Below are 18,066 nucleotides of genomic sequence, written 5' to 3'. Positions count from 1 at the left end.
CTGACGCCTTCGTAAGCAAGCTCATTCCCACAGAGCTATAGGCTGTCGGGCCTTTATGGCCCTGAAAAAACTCTGTGAGAGTGAGCTGGATTACCGATATGCCGGTTCATCTAACCAAGACTTCAGGCCCAGGAAACTCTATGCCCGCCTTGATCACCTACAAGACCCCGATCCTCCAAGATTGGGTCGACTACAACGGCCATCTTCGCGATGCGTTCTATCTGCTGATCTTCAGCTTCGCCACAGACGCGTTCATGGATCGCATCGGCCTTGCCAGTGACGATCGGGATGCGAGCGGTCACTCATTGTTCACCCTGGAAGCCCACCTCAATTATCTGCACGAGGTGAAGCTGGGCGAACCGGTGGAAGTGCGTACGCAGATCATCGGGCACGATCGCAAGCGAGTGCAGCTTTACCACGGACTGTACAAAGCCGACGGGGATGTCGAGTTGGCAGCAAGCGAGCAGATGCTGCTGCATGTGGATCTGGCCGCCGGGCCGAAGTCGGCGCCGTTCAGCGAACAGTCGCTGGAAGCCTTGCGCCAGCTCAGCGAAGCGCAACACGATCAACCGGCTCCCGCCTACGTAGGTCGCACCATCGCTCTGCCGAGCAAAACCTGACCTGCCAGCGGATGCCAAACGCTGCAGGAGTGAGGCAACTGTCTTTGCCGCCTTTTGATCAACGGCGTAATACGCGACGCCTTCCCGGCTAAAGCCGGTCCTACGAAAAGCTTGCAGCGTCTGTAGGACCGGCTTCAGCCGGGAAGAGGCCGGTGCATGGTGTGAAGGTGGTTGGAATCAGTCTTCTTCCGATGGCGGCTCCGAGCAAGCGCGCTCTTACAGTCTGATATCACTCCGGACTAGAAAAGCCACCTACAAAAAAGCCCGCATCGCTGCGGGCTTTACTTGCCGATGAACCGATCAAATAATGATCAGTTGACCTTGGCGTTCAACTCGCCCTTAGCATAACGCTCGAACATTTTCTCCAGAGAGATCGGCTTGATCTTCGAGGCATTGCCAGCGGTGCCGAACGCTTCATAACGCGCGATACACACGTCACGCATGGCCGATACGGTTTTGGCCAGGTACTTGCGCGGGTCGAATTCGCTCGGGTTTTTCGCCATGAATTCGCGAATGGCACCAGTCGATGCCAGACGCAGGTCGGTGTCGATGTTGACCTTGCGAACGCCGTGCTTGATGCCTTCAACGATTTCTTCGACCGGCACACCGTAGGTTTCTTTGATGTCGCCGCCGAACTCGTTGATGATTTTCAGCCATTCCTGAGGAACGGAAGAAGAACCGTGCATCACCAGGTGGGTGTTGGGGATGCGTTTGTGGATCTCTTTGATGCGCTCGATCGCCAGGATGTCGCCGGTAGGCGGCTTGGTGAACTTGTAAGCGCCGTGGCTGGTGCCGATGGCAATGGCCAGCGCGTCGACCTGAGTCTTCTTGACGAAGTCGGCTGCTTCTTCCGGATCGGTCAGCATCTGGCTGTGATCGAGCTGACCTTCGGCACCGACACCGTCTTCTTCACCGGCCATGCCGGTTTCCAGCGAGCCCAGAACACCCAGCTCACCTTCTACCGAAACACCGCAGGCGTGAGCCATGGCGACAGTTTCCTGGGTGACGCGCACGTTGTACTCGTAGTCGGCCGGGCTCTTGCCGTCTTCGCGCAGGGAACCGTCCATCATGACCGAGCTGAAACCCAGCTGGATGGAACGCTGGCAGATAGCAGGGCTGGTGCCGTGGTCCTGGTGCATGACCACCGGGATGTGCGGGAATTCTTCGATTGCCGCCAAAATCAGGTGACGCAGAAACGGGGCGCCTGCGTATTTGCGCGCACCGGCGGAGGCCTGAACGATCACCGGAGAATCGGTCTTGTCGGCCGCTTCCATAATGGCGCGCATTTGTTCCAGGTTATTCACGTTGAATGCAGGGACGCCGTAACCGAATTCGGCTGCGTGGTCCAACATCTGGCGCATGCTGATAAGTGCCATTGTCTGTCTCTCTCCCGGTAGGGTCGTTAATCGTGCGTGCCAGCCGTATCGGCGGCTATTCAAATTATAGGGGCGTATCGCTCAGTCACCGCCCGGTGTTGCATCGCTGGAAACCACTCAGCCCCTCAAGGCGCCTTGCAGCCTCGACCGATCAAATCGTTGGTAGCGTCCCAGTAGACCAGGCCTTCGCTACCTTTGTTGTCAAACGCCAGTACGCCGTTGCTGTAGAGCGCGCCCGACGCACCGGGCGCCGCTTGCAGACGGAATACCTGCTCGCTCTGATTGAGTCGGACATCGACCTCTTTCTTCGCGGCATCGGCGTAACGCCAGTAAATCTCGGCCTTGCTGTCACAGACCCAGTGGGTCCAGGGAGCCGCCGGTTCTGACGCTTTCATGCTGGCACAACCGCCCAGCAGCATCAGTGTCGCAAGGGCAATCAAGCCTTTCATTACCACTCCTGGATCCCCTGCAAAGCGAGGCATGTGCCGGTCGCTTCGATGCCAGGGGCAGTTCTGTTCAGATGTTCCCGCACACGGTCAGTTCACGTTCAGCGGCAGGCCACAGGCCCGACCGCTGGCATGAACTCGTATTTTTCCCAGACTTCCGGTCCGCCGCGCTTGTAGACGATCGGTACGGTTTCAGCCTGCCAGCCCGCTTGATAGCAGCTGACCTGAAGCAGCTCTGGCGCGCCGGGTGGCGCGGCCTGGGCGTCAGGCTTGCTTGCGCAGCCGACCAGCAAACCCGCCATGATCAACAGCGGTAATGGCTTGACCATTTCTCTCCCCTTCACTCACCCAAGCCGAAAAATCAGGCCTTGGCGCGTTGTTCCAGAACTTCCACGGCAGGCAAAACCTTGCCCTCGACGAACTCGAGGAACGCACCACCGCCTGTGGAAATGTAGGAGATTTTCTCGCCCACACCGTATTTGTCGACTGCAGCCAGGGTGTCGCCACCACCGGCAATGGAAAATGCCGGGCTTTCCGCGATGGCCTCGGCCAGCACCTTCGTGCCATTGCCGAACTGGTCGAACTCGAACACGCCGACAGGACCGTTCCACAGGATAGTCTTGGAAGATTTCAACAATTCGGCGAAATGGGCCGCAGTTTTCGGGCCAATGTCGAGAATCATGTCGTCGTCGGCCACGTCTGCGATCAGCTTGACAGTAGCCTCTGCATCTTGAGCGAAGGCCTTGGCAACCACGACGTCGACCGGCAATGGCACGCTGACCTTGGCAGCGATGGCTTTGGCAGTGTCCAGCAGATCAGGCTCATAGAGCGACTTGCCGACTTTGTGACCCGCCGCCGCCAGGAATGTGTTGGCAATGCCGCCGCCAACGATCAGTTGATCGCACTTGGTGCTGAGGCTGTTGAGCACATCGAGTTTGGTGGAGACTTTAGAGCCTGCGACGATCGCGGCCATGGGTTTGGCCGGGTTGCCCAGCGCCTTGCCCAGCGCGTCGAGCTCGGCAGCCAGCAAGGGACCGGCAGCGGCGACCTTGGCGAATTTCGCGACGCCGTGGGTCGATCCCTCGGCGCGGTGAGCCGTCCCGAAGGCGTCCATCACGAAGACGTCGCACAGCGCGGCGTATTTCTGCGCCAGCTCGTCGGCGTTCTTTTTCTCACCCTTGTTGAAGCGCACGTTCTCGAACAGGACGATGTCGCCCGCCTTCACGTCTACGCCATCCAGGTATTCGGCCACCAGCGGCACGTCACGGCCCAGCGCCTTGCTGAGGTAATCGGCTACTGGCTTAAGGCTGTTTTCTGCGGAGAATTCACCTTCGGTCGGACGACCCAGATGCGAGCAGACCATAACGGCAGCGCCCTTTTCCAGCGCCAGCTTGATGGTCGGCAGCGAAGCAAGAATGCGTGCATCGCTGGTGACGACACCGTCCTTGACCGGCACGTTGAGGTCTTCGCGGATCAGTACACGCTTACCTTGCAGATCGAGGTCGGTCATCTTCAACACGGTCATGAGGCGTTCCCTGTTTTTACTGTTGTTTATGGATGCTTTGCAGATAGTGATCGGCGACATCCAGCATTCGATTGGCAAAACCCCATTCGTTGTCGAACCAGGCCAGAACGTTCACCAGTCGAGGGCCGGAAACCCGGGTCTGGCTGGCATCGATGATGGCCGAATGAGGGTCATGGTTGAAATCACAGCTGGCGTGCGGCAGCTCGGTGTAAGCCAACAATCCCTTGAGCGGGCCGCTGGTCGCGGCCTGGCGCAGGATGCGGTTGATTTCCACCACGCTGGTATCACGCGCGACCTGCAGCGTGATGTCCAGGCACGAGACATTCACCGTCGGCACACGAACTGCTTTGGCCTGAATTCGGCCCGCAAGTTCCGGAAGCAGGCGCTCGATGCCTCGCGCCAGACCAGTGGACACCGGAATGATCGACTGGAAAGCCGAGCGGGTGCGGCGCAGATCCTCGTGATGATAGGCGTCAATCACAGGCTGGTCGTTCATCGCCGAATGGATCGTGGTGATCGTGACGTATTCAAGCCCCAGCTCGCGATCCAGCAAATCCAGCAACGGCACGCTGCAGTTGGTGGTGCAGGACGCAGCCGACACCAGCAATTCGTCGCCGGTCAGCTTCTGCTGGTTGATGCCGAAGACAATCGTGGCGTCGACGTCGGCCTCGCTCGCCATCGGCTGAGAAAACAGCACGCGAGGCGCTCGGGCGGACAGGAATCGTTCGCCGTCGGCACGCGTGTGATAGACGCCGGAGCACTCGAGCACCAGATCGACGTCAAGCGAACCCCAGTCGATGCCTTCCGGCGTCGCGCTGCGGAATACTTTGATGACGTGATCGTTGATGTGCAGAAAATCGCCTTCGACCCGCACGTCTCCGGGAAACCGGCCGTGTGTCGAGTCAAAGCGCGTCAGGTATTCGAGGCTGGCCATGTCGGCCAGGTCGTTGATCGCCACCACTTCGAAGCCAGCCTTTGCACCTCGTTCGCACAACGCGCGCAGCACGCAGCGGCCGATACGGCCATAACCATTGAGGGCGACTTTGTAGGGGCGTGGCTGAGGCATGGGGGTTCTCGGTTTTGAATGACACAAAGAACCTGTAGGAGCGAGGCTTGTCCCGCGATCTGCCGGGAATCGGCAGCAACCCGGCGAATACGGTGTATCAGGTACAACCGGGTCGCATGAGGTAGCTGCCACTCCGTGGCAGATCGCGGGACAAGCCACGCTCCTACAGAGAGCGCGCAGGCTACTTAGTCTTCCAGCAGCTCTTCGGCCGTGGAGATGATGTTCTCCAGCGTGAAACCAAACTCTTCGAACAGCAGGTTGGCGGGCGCCGACTCGCCGAACGTGGTCATGCCGATGACGCGGCCTTCCAGACCGACATACTTGTACCAGTAGTCAGCATGGGCGGCTTCGATAGCGATGCGCGCGCTGACTTCCAGCGGCAGCACCGACTGCTTGTACAGCGCATCCTGAGCTTCGAACACGCTGGTGCATGGCATGGACACCACGCGCACGTTCTTGCCTTCGGCAGTCAATTTGTCGAATGCCTGCACCGCCAGACCGACTTCGGAGCCGGTCGCGATCAGAATCAGGTCCGGCTCGCCGTTGCAGTCGCGCAGTACGTAGCCACCACGGTTGATGTTCTCCAGTTGCAGTGCGTCGCGAGACTGATGCTGCAGGTTCTGGCGAGAGAAGATCAGCGCCGAAGGACCGTCGTCACGCTCGATTGCATGCTTCCAGGCCACTGCCGACTCAACGGCATCGGCTGGACGCCAGGTGTCCAGATTCGGGGTGGAACGCAGGCTGGTCAGTTGCTCGATCGGCTGGTGAGTCGGGCCGTCTTCACCCAGACCGATGGAGTCGTGGGTGAACACATAAATGACGCGCTTCTTCATCAGCGAGGACATGCGCACGGCGTTGCGCGCGTATTCCATGAAGATCAGGAAGGTCGCGCCGTACGGCACGAAACCGCCGTGCAGGGCGATGCCGTTCATGATCGCGCCCATGCCGAACTCACGCACGCCGTAGTGCAGGTAGTTACCGTCGGCTTCTTCGCCGGTGATGCTCTTGCAACCTTTCCAGATAGTCAGGTTGGAGCCGGCCAGGTCAGCCGAACCGCCCAGGAATTCCGGCAACAGCGGGCCGAAATTGCTCAGGGCATTCTGGCTCGCCTTGCGGCTGGCGATGGTTTCGCCCTTGGCGTTGACTTCAGCCACGTAGGCGGCAGACTTTTCAGCGAAGTCAGCCGGCAATTCGCCACTCATGCGACGAATCAGCTCGTTGGCCAGCTCCGGGAATTGCGCAGAGTAAGCCGCGAAACGCTGGTCCCACTCGGCTTCGGCGGCCAGACCCTTCTCCCTGGCGTTCCACTCTTTGTAGATGTCGTCCGGGATTTCGAAAGGACCGTGCGTCCACTTCAGTGCGGCACGGGTCAGGGCGATTTCGTCGTTGCCCAGCGGAGCGCCGTGGCACTCTTCCTTGCCCTGTTTGTTCGGCGAACCGAAACCGATGGTGGTCTTGCAGCAGATCAGCGTCGGCTTGTCGCTTTTGCGAGCGGTGTCGATGGCGGTTTTGATCTCGTCGGCGTCATGGCCGTCCACATTGCGGATCACCAGCCAGCCGTAGGATTCGAAACGCTTGGGGGTGTCATCGGTGAACCAGCCTTCGACTTCACCGTCGATGGAGATGCCGTTGTCGTCGTAGAACGCGATCAGCTTGTTCAGACGCAGCGTGCCCGCCAGCGAAGCGACTTCGTGGGAGATGCCTTCCATCATGCAGCCATCACCCATGAACACGTAGGTGTGGTGATCGACGATATCGTGGCCTGGGCGGTTGAACTGTGCAGCCAGGGTTTTCTCGGCGACAGCAAAACCGACAGCGTTGGCGAAACCCTGACCCAGCGGGCCGGTGGTGGTTTCAACGCCCGGCGTATAGCCGTATTCAGGGTGACCCGGCGTGCGGCTGTGCAGTTGACGGAAGTTTTTCAGGTCGTCAATCGACAGGTCGTAGCCGGTCAGGTGCAGCAGCGAGTAGATCAGCATCGAGCCGTGGCCGTTGGACAGGATGAAACGGTCACGGTCGGCGAACAGCGGGTTGCTCGGGTTGTGCTTCAGATAATCGCGCCACAGGACTTCAGCGATATCCGCCATGCCCATCGGGGCTCCTGGGTGGCCGCTGTTGGCCTTTTGCACGGCATCCATGCTGAGGGCACGAATGGCATTGGCACGCTCACGACGGCTAGGCATCGCTGATCTCCTGGGGCAGAAAGAAGTGGGATCTGAAAAAGGCGGCCATTTTCCCTCAGGCACTGTCCGGGGGCAATGACAGATGCAGTCTGATGCGCGATTTTCCTGCGTTGTGGCCGTTTTCGTGTCCCATGACTGCCCTGTTTCCTGCGCAAACACCGGCAAGGTGGCGCACTGCCGCCACCCATCGACCAATATCAAAACTTTTTGATATTGGTATTGCAGCCAGCCCGACCGATAACTAGACTGCCTGCCTTATGAATTTACGCGTGCCCGCCATTAGCCATGACCAAAGCGACGAGCTGGCTGCCCTGTGCAAGGCCGGCGGCGATCCGCTGCGTCTGAATGTGCTGCGCGCGCTGTCCAACGACTCGTTCGGCGTGCTGGAGCTTGCGCAGATATTCGCGATCGGTCAGTCGGGCATGAGCCATCACCTTAAAGTCCTTGCTCAGGCGGATCTGGTGGCCACGCGGCGCGAAGGCAACGCGATCTTCTACCGACGCGCCCTGCCTCATACGGCCCAGACCGGCGGCAAGCTGCACGCAGCGCTGCTGGAGGAAGTCGACGGCCTGACGCTGCCTGACGACGTACAGGGCCGGATCGGCCTCGTGCATCGTCAACGCGCCAATGCCAGTCAGGACTTTTTCGCACGCACCGCAGAGAAATTTCGCGCACAGCAGGACCTGATCGCAGGACTGCCGCAGTACCGCGACAGCCTGCTGTCGCTGCTGGACAAACTCAGCTTTCCTGCCGGTGCCACAGCCGTGGAAGTGGGTCCTGGTGATGGCGGCTTTCTGCCTGATCTGGCGCAGCGCTTCGACCATGTCACCGGCCTCGACAACAGCCCGGCCATGCTCGAACTGGCCCGCGGGATCTGTGAGCAAAAGGCGCTCGGCAATGTCGAGCTGAAACTGGCCGATGCATTGGCCGACGCTAACGTTCAGGGCGACTGTGTCGTCTTGAATATGGTGCTTCACCACTTTGCCGCACCGGCTGAAGCGCTCAAACAACTGGCCAACCTGTTGCAACCGGGCGGTAGTCTGCTCGTGACAGAGTTGTGCAGCCATGACCAGAGCTGGGCCAAGGAGGCCTGTGGCGATCTCTGGTTGGGTTTCGAACAGGAAGATCTGGCCCGTTGGGCCATCGCTGCGGGGCTGGTCCCCGGGGAAAGCCTCTATGTAGGCTTACGTAATGGTTTCCAGATCCAGGTTCGCCATTTTCAGCGACCGGCTGGCGACACTCACCATCGGTAATACTCAGGAAAACCGTCGAGATGAGCGAATACTCCCTTTTCACCTCCGAGTCCGTGTCCGAAGGGCATCCGGACAAAATCGCCGACCAGATCTCCGATGCGGTGCTGGACGCCATCATTGCTCAGGACAAGCACGCTCGCGTTGCCGTTGAGACCCTGGTCAAAACCGGTGTTGCCATCGTTGCTGGCGAAGTGACCACCAGCGCGTGGGTCGACCTGGAGCAGATCGTTCGTGACGTGATCAGCGACATCGGCTACACCAGCTCCGACGTCGGTTTCGACGGCGCCACTTGCGGCGTGATGAACATCATCGGCAAGCAGTCTCCTGACATCAACCAGGGCGTCGACCGTGCCAAGCCTGAAGATCAGGGCGCCGGCGACCAAGGCCTGATGTTCGGCTACGCCAGCAACGAAACCGCTGCCCTGATGCCAGCGCCTATCGCGTTCTCGCACCAACTGGTACACCGTCAGGCCGAAGCCCGCAAATCGGGCCTGCTGCCTTGGCTGCGTCCAGACGCAAAATCCCAGGTGACCTGCCGTTACGAGAACGGCATCGTCGTCGGCATCGACGCGGTGGTGCTGTCGACCCAGCACAATCCTGAAGTGTCCTACACCGACCTGCGTGAAGGCGTGATGGAGCTGATCGTCAAGCACGTGCTGCCCGCTGAACTGCTGCACAAAGACACTCAGTTCCACATCAACCCGACTGGCCAGTTCATCATCGGCGGCCCGGTCGGCGACTGCGGCCTGACCGGTCGCAAGATCATCGTCGACAGCTACGGCGGCATGGCCCGTCACGGCGGTGGCGCATTCTCCGGTAAAGACCCATCGAAGGTTGACCGTTCGGCCGCCTACGCCGGTCGTTATGTCGCCAAGAACATCGTCGCCGCGGGCCTGGCCGAGCGTTGCGAGATCCAGGTGTCCTACGCCATCGGCGTCGCTCAACCGACTTCGATCTCGCTGAACACCTTCGGCACCGGCAAGATCAGCGATGACAAGATCATCAAACTGGTCCGCGAGCACTTCGACCTGCGTCCATACGCGATCACCACCATGCTCGACCTGCTGCACCCGATGTACCAGGAAACCGCAGCCTACGGCCACTTCGGCCGCACACCGCAAACCAAGACCGTGGGCGACGACACCTTCACCACGTTCACCTGGGAAAAAACCGACCGCGCCGACGCCCTGCGCGCTGCAGCCGGTCTGTAATACCCATCGGGTGCATTGCGCTTAGCGGCACCCGGCAACACAAAAGCCCCTGACGATGTGAGTCGTCAGGGGCTTTTTGTTATTTGCCGAGGCTATACAGATTCGAACGGAATAACGGGAAGCGAATGAACGGGCAGTCGTTTAAACCGATTGGCGATCAATGTTATCGCGACTGGCAATAACGAACTTCAAGCCATTGATATATCTGTTATTTCATCCCTAAACACTTTATTGACACTTTCGATCAGACCTCGCACTTGTTCCTACACTGATTATTGAATGCGTATCCCGTAACTTCATCCAGCGTAAAAAGGAACTGCTCAATCATGGACGACACCCTCACCTCTGCCACCTATGCCAGGCTCTTTCCCGAACAAGTCGCCGACAAATGCGCACCTGACGCCCTGGAATCCAACGTCGGGCCTTTGGCCTATCTTCACGCGCTCTATCGGCAAGCGCTGAGCCTGGAGGCCATCGGTGATGACGCTCTGCAGATCAAGCTCGCCGCGCGACGTCCAGATATCGAAGAGCAGGTTCTGAATCAAAGCAGCCTTGAAGATCAACTTCCAGCTCTCACCCTTGTGATCGATGCAATGGAGCGGACAGCCGCCTCGCATGCAGGTAAAGACAAAGATCTGGCAGAGGAGATCGCGAAGGCGCATTACCCCGCACAGCTTCCGTACCATCTGCCTCTGGAACAGATCAAGTCAGTGTTGAAGCAGAAGAAGACGTCACTGTTCGACCTGCTCCAACGCAGCAAATACAGCTATCCAAACTTCACTGCTGACGATCTGCGCACTGATGGACTCAGGGAAGTGATGCTGAAAGCAGCTGGCTTCAATCCAGCATTGCAATCCTTATTACTCGATGACAGAGCCACTACCAGCAGCGACTATCTGCAGACACTCTACGGCGTGACCGGCGACACAAGCAAAATCCTCGATCAACTGATCAATGTCGACGTCCTGTGCAGACAAACCGGCTTGCGACCGGAAGGTATTCTGGAGCTGCTGGCCACGTCCGGCGTTCCTGATGACGGCAGCGAAGCCATCACCACCGTGAAACGATCCACTGCGTTCGCCTCAGCACAGGAGACTGCGCCGCTCGCTGGCCATATTTACGGTGCAGTGTTCATCAACAATGGAACTGCGCCAGCGTTGTCTCTGGAAGATGTTTTCGAGGGCCCAGGCATTAATCTCAGAATCAAAGGTGCTAGTGCGGAACGCTTGCGCCGTATTCATAAAATGATTCACCTGCAACAAGCGCTGCAAATACCGTTCGCGCAGGTTGATCTTCTGGTAATGGCAGCCTTGCGCGCGGAAGGTCAGAACCAGGATTTCCGCTTCACCCAAAACACGCTCAGAGCACTGGGCGTCTTCTGTTACATGCGCGATGAGTACAACGTCAGTCCCGAACAGTTCGCTGCGCTCATCAATGGGTTGACGCCCTACGCTGTGGGCGAAGAAACACCGTTTCTGGACCGGGTGCTCGATGGCCCTGGCGCAGGACAACTGGCCGACGCCGCAAGTTGGCTGACCCTGGATGGTCTCGAGTTTGACATCAGCGCCGACGCCCAAACCACCGACAGCCTTACCAAATCCCCCATCGGGATCATCTGCCGCGCTTTCGCTTTGGAAGAGCGCGTAGCGAATGTTCACCTCACACGGATAATCCGGGCGTTGGGGCTCAAAAAACCGAGTTTGTCTTTGCCCGTATTTTCTTCACTTTATCGTCTGACCAGACTGCCTCGTTTGTTACGGCTGAGCATGGACGAGGGCACCAGCCTAATAGCGTTACTGGCTCAATCAAATCCGAGAGCGTGGGTACAACTTGCAGGTAAGCCAGAGATCACTCGCGACGAGGTCTATTTCACAGAGAGCGATGAAGTCACCGAAGCAGGGGAATGCGACATCCTCGACGTATTGGCCAGCTTGCTGAATCTGAACAGATGGCTACGGCAACAAGGTATTTCTGCACAGGCGCTACTGAGTTGGCTACCCCTGCTGCCCGATGACCTCAGTGCCGGGCAACGCCCCTTGCACCGACTGGATGCGCGCATCCAGCAAACCCTCGTCGACGCGCTTCCACGCATCGGCGCGTCCCTGTTGACCGAAACGCAGATTGCGCAAGAAGTCGGTTCTGCGGTGTCGCCCGCATCGGGTTCATGGCTCGACACGTTGTCGGCATTTTTGGATGCTCGGGGCCTGATGAAGCCAACCGCCCTGGCCGCCGACAAGAAACTGGCCGACCTGTTGGCAGACGCACTCAAGGGCAAGCTCAAAAGTGCCAATGCGCTGCTCAGAGCAACGGTGGACATCAACCCGGTAAGCGAAGCACTGGAGCGGCTGATTACCAATGCAACCGTCGCGCAGGAAGACGTCGTCAAGCACATCCTCAGTCAGGCGTTGGGCAAGGATGAAGACGGACGTGCACTCACACCGGAGCATGCGCTGGCACTGTTGCGCTGGGTTGAAGAAAGCCGTTACACACTCCTGGCTGACGTATTGACGGCCCAGAACAATGCCTCTTCAACCGCAGCAACGCTCGAAGGGCTGAATCTTGAGTTGTGGGACAAGCTTGCTCGACATGCGCAGGTAATCAAATATTTTCAGTTAAGCCCTGCCGGACTGACCGCGCTGCTCGATCACCCAGACTGGTTCGAACTGGCCGGCGACACCGACAGTCAGGGTCAATCCCCTTCGCACCCGCCTGCACTCACCCTTGAACTTTGCTACCAGGTCGGCTGCTATCGGGAGTGGATAAATAAATGTCAAAACGCTGGATTCGCGGAAGACGATGCGCTGGATTATTTCGCCAAACTCCCCTCCAGCGATCAGGCGGATGCGCCTCTGCAAGCCGCCAGGCGACTCGGCAAACTCATCGGCTGGCCCGAGAGCGAAGTTGCAATGGCACTGCCCTACGTTGAAATGAAGGGTGCCGGTTCGACGAAAACGTTCGATGACTTTCTCGGCCAGCTGACTTCTTCGGAAATGTACTGGTATAGGTATTGCGAAGAAAAATATACCCTGAAGGGGTTGGGAGCACTGCTCGAACGGTACTTGAAAGGCCTGAGAGCTAACGCCAAAGATCCAAAAGTGGAGCAAATTTACGACAAATTCGTGCAGTTCCTGAAAGAGAACCCTGGCACGTTGAAAGTGCGTAAAGATCAATACCTGCCGACAACCCGACCCACTGCGTGGGCACGCATCGCAGCCATCAAGCCTGTCCAGTCGAGATCTCAGGTAACGCTTGAAATATATGCTCCAGATGAGTCGATTGCAGAAACGGAATCCACTTATGTCCGCTGTGTCCCCGGCACCATCGGCGACATCGACTTTATACTTCAGCAGCAGTCGCTGTGCGAGAAAACCGGGCTGTCATGCCGCTCGCTGAGCGATCTGTCTCTGCTCGACAGCGAGTCCTCATTCAACGATATGAAAAGCAGCGCTCAGATACTGATCGGCGCCTGCAGTGATGAAGAGCTGGCGGCGATTCAACCTGCGCTTCGAGAACATTGGCGAGATGCGCTTGCGGCCTACCTGCTGGGCTATTGGGCAGTATCGAGTCCGTCCCTCAAGCGTTTCATATCGAACGAAGATGACCTTTCCAGTTACTTCCTGACGGACGTTTGGGTGAGTTCAGCTGTCAACACAAACGTTGTAATGCAAGCAACCGCCAGCCTTCAGCACTACCTGCACAGGCTGTTTGCACGCCTTGACCCTGCCTATCTGACTAACATTATCGATCAAGACACAGCGGACTTCTGGCGGCAGTACCTGAGTGAATATGGAACCTGGAAGGTGTGGCGCACGCAACTCAACCATCCTGAGAACCTGATTTATTATGCCAACCGCCCTCATAAGAGCAGTGCCTTTCAGTCGCTGGAGGTAGAGCTCAATCAAGGCAAGCTTGACCCCGAATTACTCCAGACCGCCATCACCGGCTACCTGACCAAGTTCGAACAGACCAGTAACTTGCAAATTATCAGCGGCTATCTGGATGGCATCGATCCAAAGAACGACACTTACCATTTCATTGGCAAAACCAATGCATCTCCGCCCGAGTATTACTGGCGTTCGGTAGAAATGGCTTTACGTGATGATAAAGCACGCCTGAGCCCGCTTGCATGGAGCGAGTGGGAGAAGATCAGCGTGACTCCAACCGGTCAAATCGTGCAGAGCACCTTTAAAGATTCAGACACCACACATCGCTGTGACGCCATTCGCCCGGTGATGATCGAAGGTCGATCCTATGTGTTCTGGGTTGAACGGGGGACTGTTGGCCTGCCCTCTGCGGACGATAAAAATCAGACCCCCACTAAGTTCAAGAAAATCAGCGTCCAATACATTTATAAGCAAAGCGATGGTTTCTGGTCTCCGCCAAACGAACTTCTCTGCCTGGACGGCACAAAAGATGGCCAACGTCTTCCGGATGCCGGTAATCCCTACCTGAAAGACGACACTTATGTGCCTGGTCTGATCGCACTGGTCGACGCGGAGGGAGAACGCGCCGAGGACCCTTGGTTACGAGTGATGCTCTATAACTGCGACTGCACTAATAAAGCAGGAACGGCAGAGCCTCCGAAATCTGGAGTCTTCAATAAGGATTATTTTATTGAGTCAAGGGACTTGCTGCTGATCGACAAAAAAGAAATGACTGAAGATATTGCGAAAGTCTTTAGCGAAAAAGTTTACAACGCCTTCAGTGACATTAGAAACATCCAACACCCGGACTCGGTAAATAATAGACTATTCAAACCCAGAGATACGGAACTTGGCGTCATGAGGTATGAACTGGAAAGTTACAAGCATGACTCGATCTCAAGTCCAAACTTCGACACAACGCTAAGAGCCGAATTAGAACAGCACCTGAAAACCATTTCATTGAATGAAGTCTCGAGACATGGATTTGCCAGCTTCGTTGAAAAGTACCCACTGACGTCTCAACTACCCTTTTGGGTTTTTGATACCATCGTCAACGAGACTGTGTTGTGGTCCAGCGACGGCAAAAAATTAACCAACAACGACTTCAATAAACCTTCTTCATCCTACAAAAGCCCTGAACTTGTAGCCCCAGGCAGATTTAATAACCCAAACGCCCCAGGCATATTTAATAATCCGAAAGTCCCGGAGAATACTCTGTACTTCCCTAAAAAAAAATGGTCCGCCACCTTATCGGCCATTTACTTACGTGACAACGTTATAAGGATTACTGCTCACTACCCCCAACAGATAATAGACAGATCTATCAGTCCACTATTTACGTTCAATACCAAAAACAGCGATCTCTCGCCAACTTATAATCAACACGAAATTTTTATTAAGGTAGATCACGGAGCTCCCACCCCTAAAAGCTCTCTCCCCTTTTCTACCTACCTCACAACCAGCGATAATACAATTACCGGGGCGACTTATTCGTTGACAACCGATAAAGGCGATATCGTAAAAAATTGGATACCTCAACTCACGTTCGCCACTCTCAAAAGCCAAACCTACAGCGTCTTCTTGGAGAACCCTGATTACCTGTTTGAAGACAGTTTCCGGATCAAGCTTTCTTATGCTCCTGATAAAGAATCTGTGCCGATACCAATAGTTCTCAACCCGGCAGCCTGCAAGAAAACTGACCTGCGACTGTATGCCAAGAGACCTAACGAGACATCGTTCCGCCGACTGACCGAGCAAAGCGTACTGGCTGACGGTCAGGCAGTCGTTAGTCAGGAGTTCACCTGCACAGTGTCGGGCGAGTATATGTTTGCCCTGTGTGAAGCAGGCGACCCAATGCATAACGTCTTCGCCACTTTCGACTACCGAGGGTTGGATGCGTGGAATATCGCGATAAAGAGGAATGATCAACAGGCTCAATACCTGGACTTGAGCTCGGTCGCTGAGCAGAGCCCGACCGTTCCCTCGAATGTCATTCGGCTGAATACACTGTTTGGCAAACAGCTGGTGGCGCGCGCCACGCGCAGTGTTGAGCGTGCGCTTGAATGGGAGGCGCAATGCATCAAGGAACCGACCATTGATGAAAACATCCCGACACCAAAAGTCGACTTCCATGGTGCCAATGGCGGTTATTTCCGAGAGTTGTTTTTACATTTGCCGAATCTGGTCGCCACTCGCCTGAGCGAACAACAACAGTTCGATGAGGCCGAACGCTGGTACACCCAGTATTTGTTCGATCCCTATAGAACACAGGAAGACGAACAAGAACGCCCCCCCTTCTGGAACACTCGACCGCTGGCTGAAGTCGGCACCGGCACCTCCGAATTGCGGAAGACAGTCGACCCGACTACCCGGGCATTTGTCCTGTCGCGGTATAACCGGCAGGCAGTATTCCTGTCGATGGTGGAAAACTGGCAGCGCCAAGGCGACCATTTTTATCGGCAGCTTACGCCTAGCACGCTTAACCATGCCTGGCTCTGCTATCAGAAGGCACTGAAGTTGATTGGGCCGCTGCCTGAGCGCGCGTCGGTGTCTCGCTGGGTGCCGATGCCATTGAAGAGCGTGAACCATTCGCTCTTTCGTGCGCCAATCAACGCCCGCGTCACCACTGCCCGAAAAACGTTGGAGCATCGTCTTTTCAACCTCAGGCACGGGCTGACGCTCGACGGCAAGATTCTGCCAGTGATGGACTGGCGCACGGAGGGCGCAGACCTATTCGGGTTCGGGCAACGTGGTATCGGCCAGCTCATCAGTACCTACAACAGCGATCGGGCTCAAATACCAGGGTATCGCTTCCGCCAGCTCATCCCGATGGCCCGTGCGGCGGTGCAGCAACTTCAGGACATGGGCCGCCACTACATGAAGCTGATGGAGGACGAATTTAATACCACACTGTCAGTCCTGCTCAAACAGCAGGAAATCAGGATTTCCGATTTCACCATGAGGCTTCAGCAGGAGTCGATCAACTCCGTCAAAGCCAAAAAAAATACCCTGTTGCTGGGCAGGCAGGCAGCAGTATTCAGACGAGATTACTACACGAATCTGATTGACGTTGGCCGCTCACCGATGGAGGAAGCCGCCACTGGACTCATCTGGTCCGCAGCCACCACGAAACTGTTGTCGATCCCTTTCGAGACCGCTGCAAGCATTGTCAAAGGTTTGACGCCCACCATTATCGGTCTCGCATTCGGTAACAATAAGCCTGAGTCACCGATGGCAAAAACTGCCGTGGCACTGCAGCTCGCCAGTGCGAGCAGCAAATTGTTCTCCGAACAATTACTCATGGAGTCAGGCTATGAACGCCGCGCCAATGGATGGAAGTTCGAGTTGAAACAAGCCGAACTGGACATCCAGTCCATAGACCTGCAAATCAAAGAAACCAACATCGAGCTTAACGCAGCGACCATCACGCTCGACACGGCTCGAGCTGAACGCCAGAACCTGGAGCAAGCCCACGTGGCAATGACCACCGGTTTCACGATCATCCCGACTTACAACTGGCTGGTCGCAAGGCAGGAATTGCTGTATGGCCCCGCTTACGACGCCGTACTTTCTCTGTGCCTGACCACCGAAGCGGCCTGGCGCTATGAAATTGGCGACTACAAACGGCCTGCCTTTATCAAAACCGGCGCCTGGGTGGATTCTTACAAAGGCATGCTGGCTGGCGAGTCACTGCTGGTGAACCTGCAAGAAATGGAAAACGCGCACATCCAGTGCAATGAGAGGCGTTTGTGCATCAAGAAAACGATCGATGTGAGGCGAGGACAATCGGACGACCAGTGGCTTGAGCAACTCAAAACGCTGTCCAATAATCCCCTTGTTTTCGGATTCACCTCGCTGGATTTCGACAACAACTATCCGGGGCATTACCTGCGTCAGATCAGGCATGTTTCAGTGTCATTCGTGATGGCATCAGAGGCTGGCACCACTTTGGAGAACGTCAGCGCCATTCTCACGCAAACAGACAGCACGATCTTGACCGAACCGACCGATGCAGGCGCCGATTATTTGTATAAGCCCGGCACCAAAGCACCCGATAGCATCAAACAAAACCTCAGGGCTCAACAACAAATCGCGCTGTCGTCCACGCAAGCCGATGACGGATTGGGTTTCGACAAGGCTGACTGGGTATATGAATTGATGTTCCACGATGGCCGATACCTTCCCTTCGAGGGTACAGGCGCCATTTCACGCTGGCAGTTGAGCTTTACAGATGCCGACTTTTTGAAAAAGCTGACGAGCGACGACGGGAAGACAAGCCTGCTCAAAAACATCCAGATACAACTGGTCTATACCGCGCGGGACGGAGGCAAGGACTTCACTAATACGGTGAAGACGCTTATGAAGGCTGAAAAGTAGGCATGTTCCAACGTGGAGCCCGAGGCGGCGGATCAGCCGCAACCTCGGGCTTTTTTCTCTCGAGACCGTTAACACCCGGTAACCAA

10 protein-coding genes are annotated in these 18,066 nt (G+C 56.6%); 4 read left to right on the top strand and 6 right to left on the bottom strand.

What is annotated here, in order from left to right; genetic code table 11:
* The first annotated feature begins 140 nt into the window (after positions 1-140).
* Positions 141-620 carry a thioesterase family protein gene (locus tag BMZ10_RS24265; RefSeq protein WP_093468422.1) on the top strand — a complete coding sequence of 160 codons (480 nt, stop codon included), beginning with the start codon at positions 141-143 and terminating at the stop codon, positions 618-620.
* 311 nt (positions 621-931) lie between these two features.
* Here BMZ10_RS24265 and fba read toward each other — a convergent pair whose 3' ends face one another.
* The 6 genes from fba to tkt all read right to left on the bottom strand — a co-directional run bounded on the left by fba (position 932) and on the right by tkt (position 7,216).
* Complete coding sequence (gene fba, locus BMZ10_RS24260; protein WP_093468420.1) at positions 932-1,996, bottom strand: class II fructose-bisphosphate aldolase; 1,065 nt, start codon at positions 1,994-1,996, stop codon at positions 932-934.
* A 125-nt stretch (positions 1,997-2,121) separates the two neighbouring features.
* A complete protein-coding gene (locus BMZ10_RS24255; RefSeq protein WP_093468417.1) occupies positions 2,122-2,445 on the bottom strand; it encodes an MliC family protein in 324 nt (107 codons plus the stop codon).
* Between the two features lie 98 nt (positions 2,446-2,543).
* Complete coding sequence (locus BMZ10_RS24250; RefSeq protein ID WP_093468415.1) at positions 2,544-2,771, bottom strand: hypothetical protein; 228 nt, start codon at positions 2,769-2,771, stop codon at positions 2,544-2,546.
* 32 nt (positions 2,772-2,803) lie between these two features.
* Positions 2,804-3,967, bottom strand: coding sequence for a phosphoglycerate kinase (locus tag BMZ10_RS24245; protein WP_093468413.1), 1,164 nt, complete (start codon positions 3,965-3,967; stop codon positions 2,804-2,806).
* A 16-nt stretch (positions 3,968-3,983) separates the two neighbouring features.
* On the bottom strand, positions 3,984-5,033 hold the full coding sequence (gene epd / locus BMZ10_RS24240) for an erythrose-4-phosphate dehydrogenase (protein WP_093468411.1): 1,050 nt from the start codon (positions 5,031-5,033) through the stop codon (positions 3,984-3,986).
* A gap of 185 nt (positions 5,034-5,218) precedes the next feature.
* The gene (gene tkt, locus BMZ10_RS24235; RefSeq protein WP_093468408.1) at positions 5,219-7,216 is read right to left on the bottom strand and encodes a transketolase; all 1,998 of its coding nucleotides are present in this window, start codon (positions 7,214-7,216) and stop codon (positions 5,219-5,221) included.
* Positions 7,217-7,473: 257 nt separating this feature from the next.
* Between tkt and BMZ10_RS24230 the strand changes: the two genes are divergently transcribed.
* The 3 genes from BMZ10_RS24230 to BMZ10_RS24220 all read left to right on the top strand — a co-directional run bounded on the left by BMZ10_RS24230 (position 7,474) and on the right by BMZ10_RS24220 (position 17,980).
* The gene (locus BMZ10_RS24230) at positions 7,474-8,469 is read left to right on the top strand and encodes an ArsR/SmtB family transcription factor (RefSeq protein ID WP_093468405.1); all 996 of its coding nucleotides are present in this window, start codon (positions 7,474-7,476) and stop codon (positions 8,467-8,469) included.
* Positions 8,470-8,489: 20 nt separating this feature from the next.
* Entirely contained in the window at positions 8,490-9,680 is a 1,191-nt protein-coding gene (metK, locus tag BMZ10_RS24225; protein ID WP_093468403.1) for a methionine adenosyltransferase, read from the top strand.
* Positions 9,681-10,006: 326 nt separating this feature from the next.
* Positions 10,007-17,980, top strand: a complete 7,974-nt coding sequence (locus BMZ10_RS24220) for a Tc toxin subunit A-related protein (protein WP_093468400.1) — start codon at positions 10,007-10,009, stop codon at positions 17,978-17,980.
* The last annotated feature ends 86 nt before the right edge of the window (positions 17,981-18,066 follow it).

It is taken from the genome of Pseudomonas sp. NFR16, from assembly GCF_900108875.1.
GTDB lineage: Bacteria > Pseudomonadota > Gammaproteobacteria > Pseudomonadales > Pseudomonadaceae > Aquipseudomonas.
This window is presented reverse-complemented; position numbering and strand designations above follow the sequence as displayed.

Coding starts and splice junctions, on each gene's coding strand:
- BMZ10_RS24265 (WP_093468422.1), top strand. CDS start 141: ATGCCCGCCTTGATCACCTACAAGACCCCGATCCTCCAAGATTGGGTC.
- fba (WP_093468420.1), bottom strand. CDS start 1,996: ATGGCACTTATCAGCATGCGCCAGATGTTGGACCACGCAGCCGAATTC.
- BMZ10_RS24255 (WP_093468417.1), bottom strand. CDS start 2,445: ATGAAAGGCTTGATTGCCCTTGCGACACTGATGCTGCTGGGCGGTTGT.
- BMZ10_RS24250 (WP_093468415.1), bottom strand. CDS start 2,771: ATGGTCAAGCCATTACCGCTGTTGATCATGGCGGGTTTGCTGGTCGGC.
- BMZ10_RS24245 (WP_093468413.1), bottom strand. CDS start 3,967: ATGACCGTGTTGAAGATGACCGACCTCGATCTGCAAGGTAAGCGTGTA.
- epd (WP_093468411.1), bottom strand. CDS start 5,033: ATGCCTCAGCCACGCCCCTACAAAGTCGCCCTCAATGGTTATGGCCGT.
- tkt (WP_093468408.1), bottom strand. CDS start 7,216: ATGCCTAGCCGTCGTGAGCGTGCCAATGCCATTCGTGCCCTCAGCATG.
- BMZ10_RS24230 (WP_093468405.1), top strand. CDS start 7,474: ATGAATTTACGCGTGCCCGCCATTAGCCATGACCAAAGCGACGAGCTG.
- metK (WP_093468403.1), top strand. CDS start 8,490: ATGAGCGAATACTCCCTTTTCACCTCCGAGTCCGTGTCCGAAGGGCAT.
- BMZ10_RS24220 (WP_093468400.1), top strand. CDS start 10,007: ATGGACGACACCCTCACCTCTGCCACCTATGCCAGGCTCTTTCCCGAA.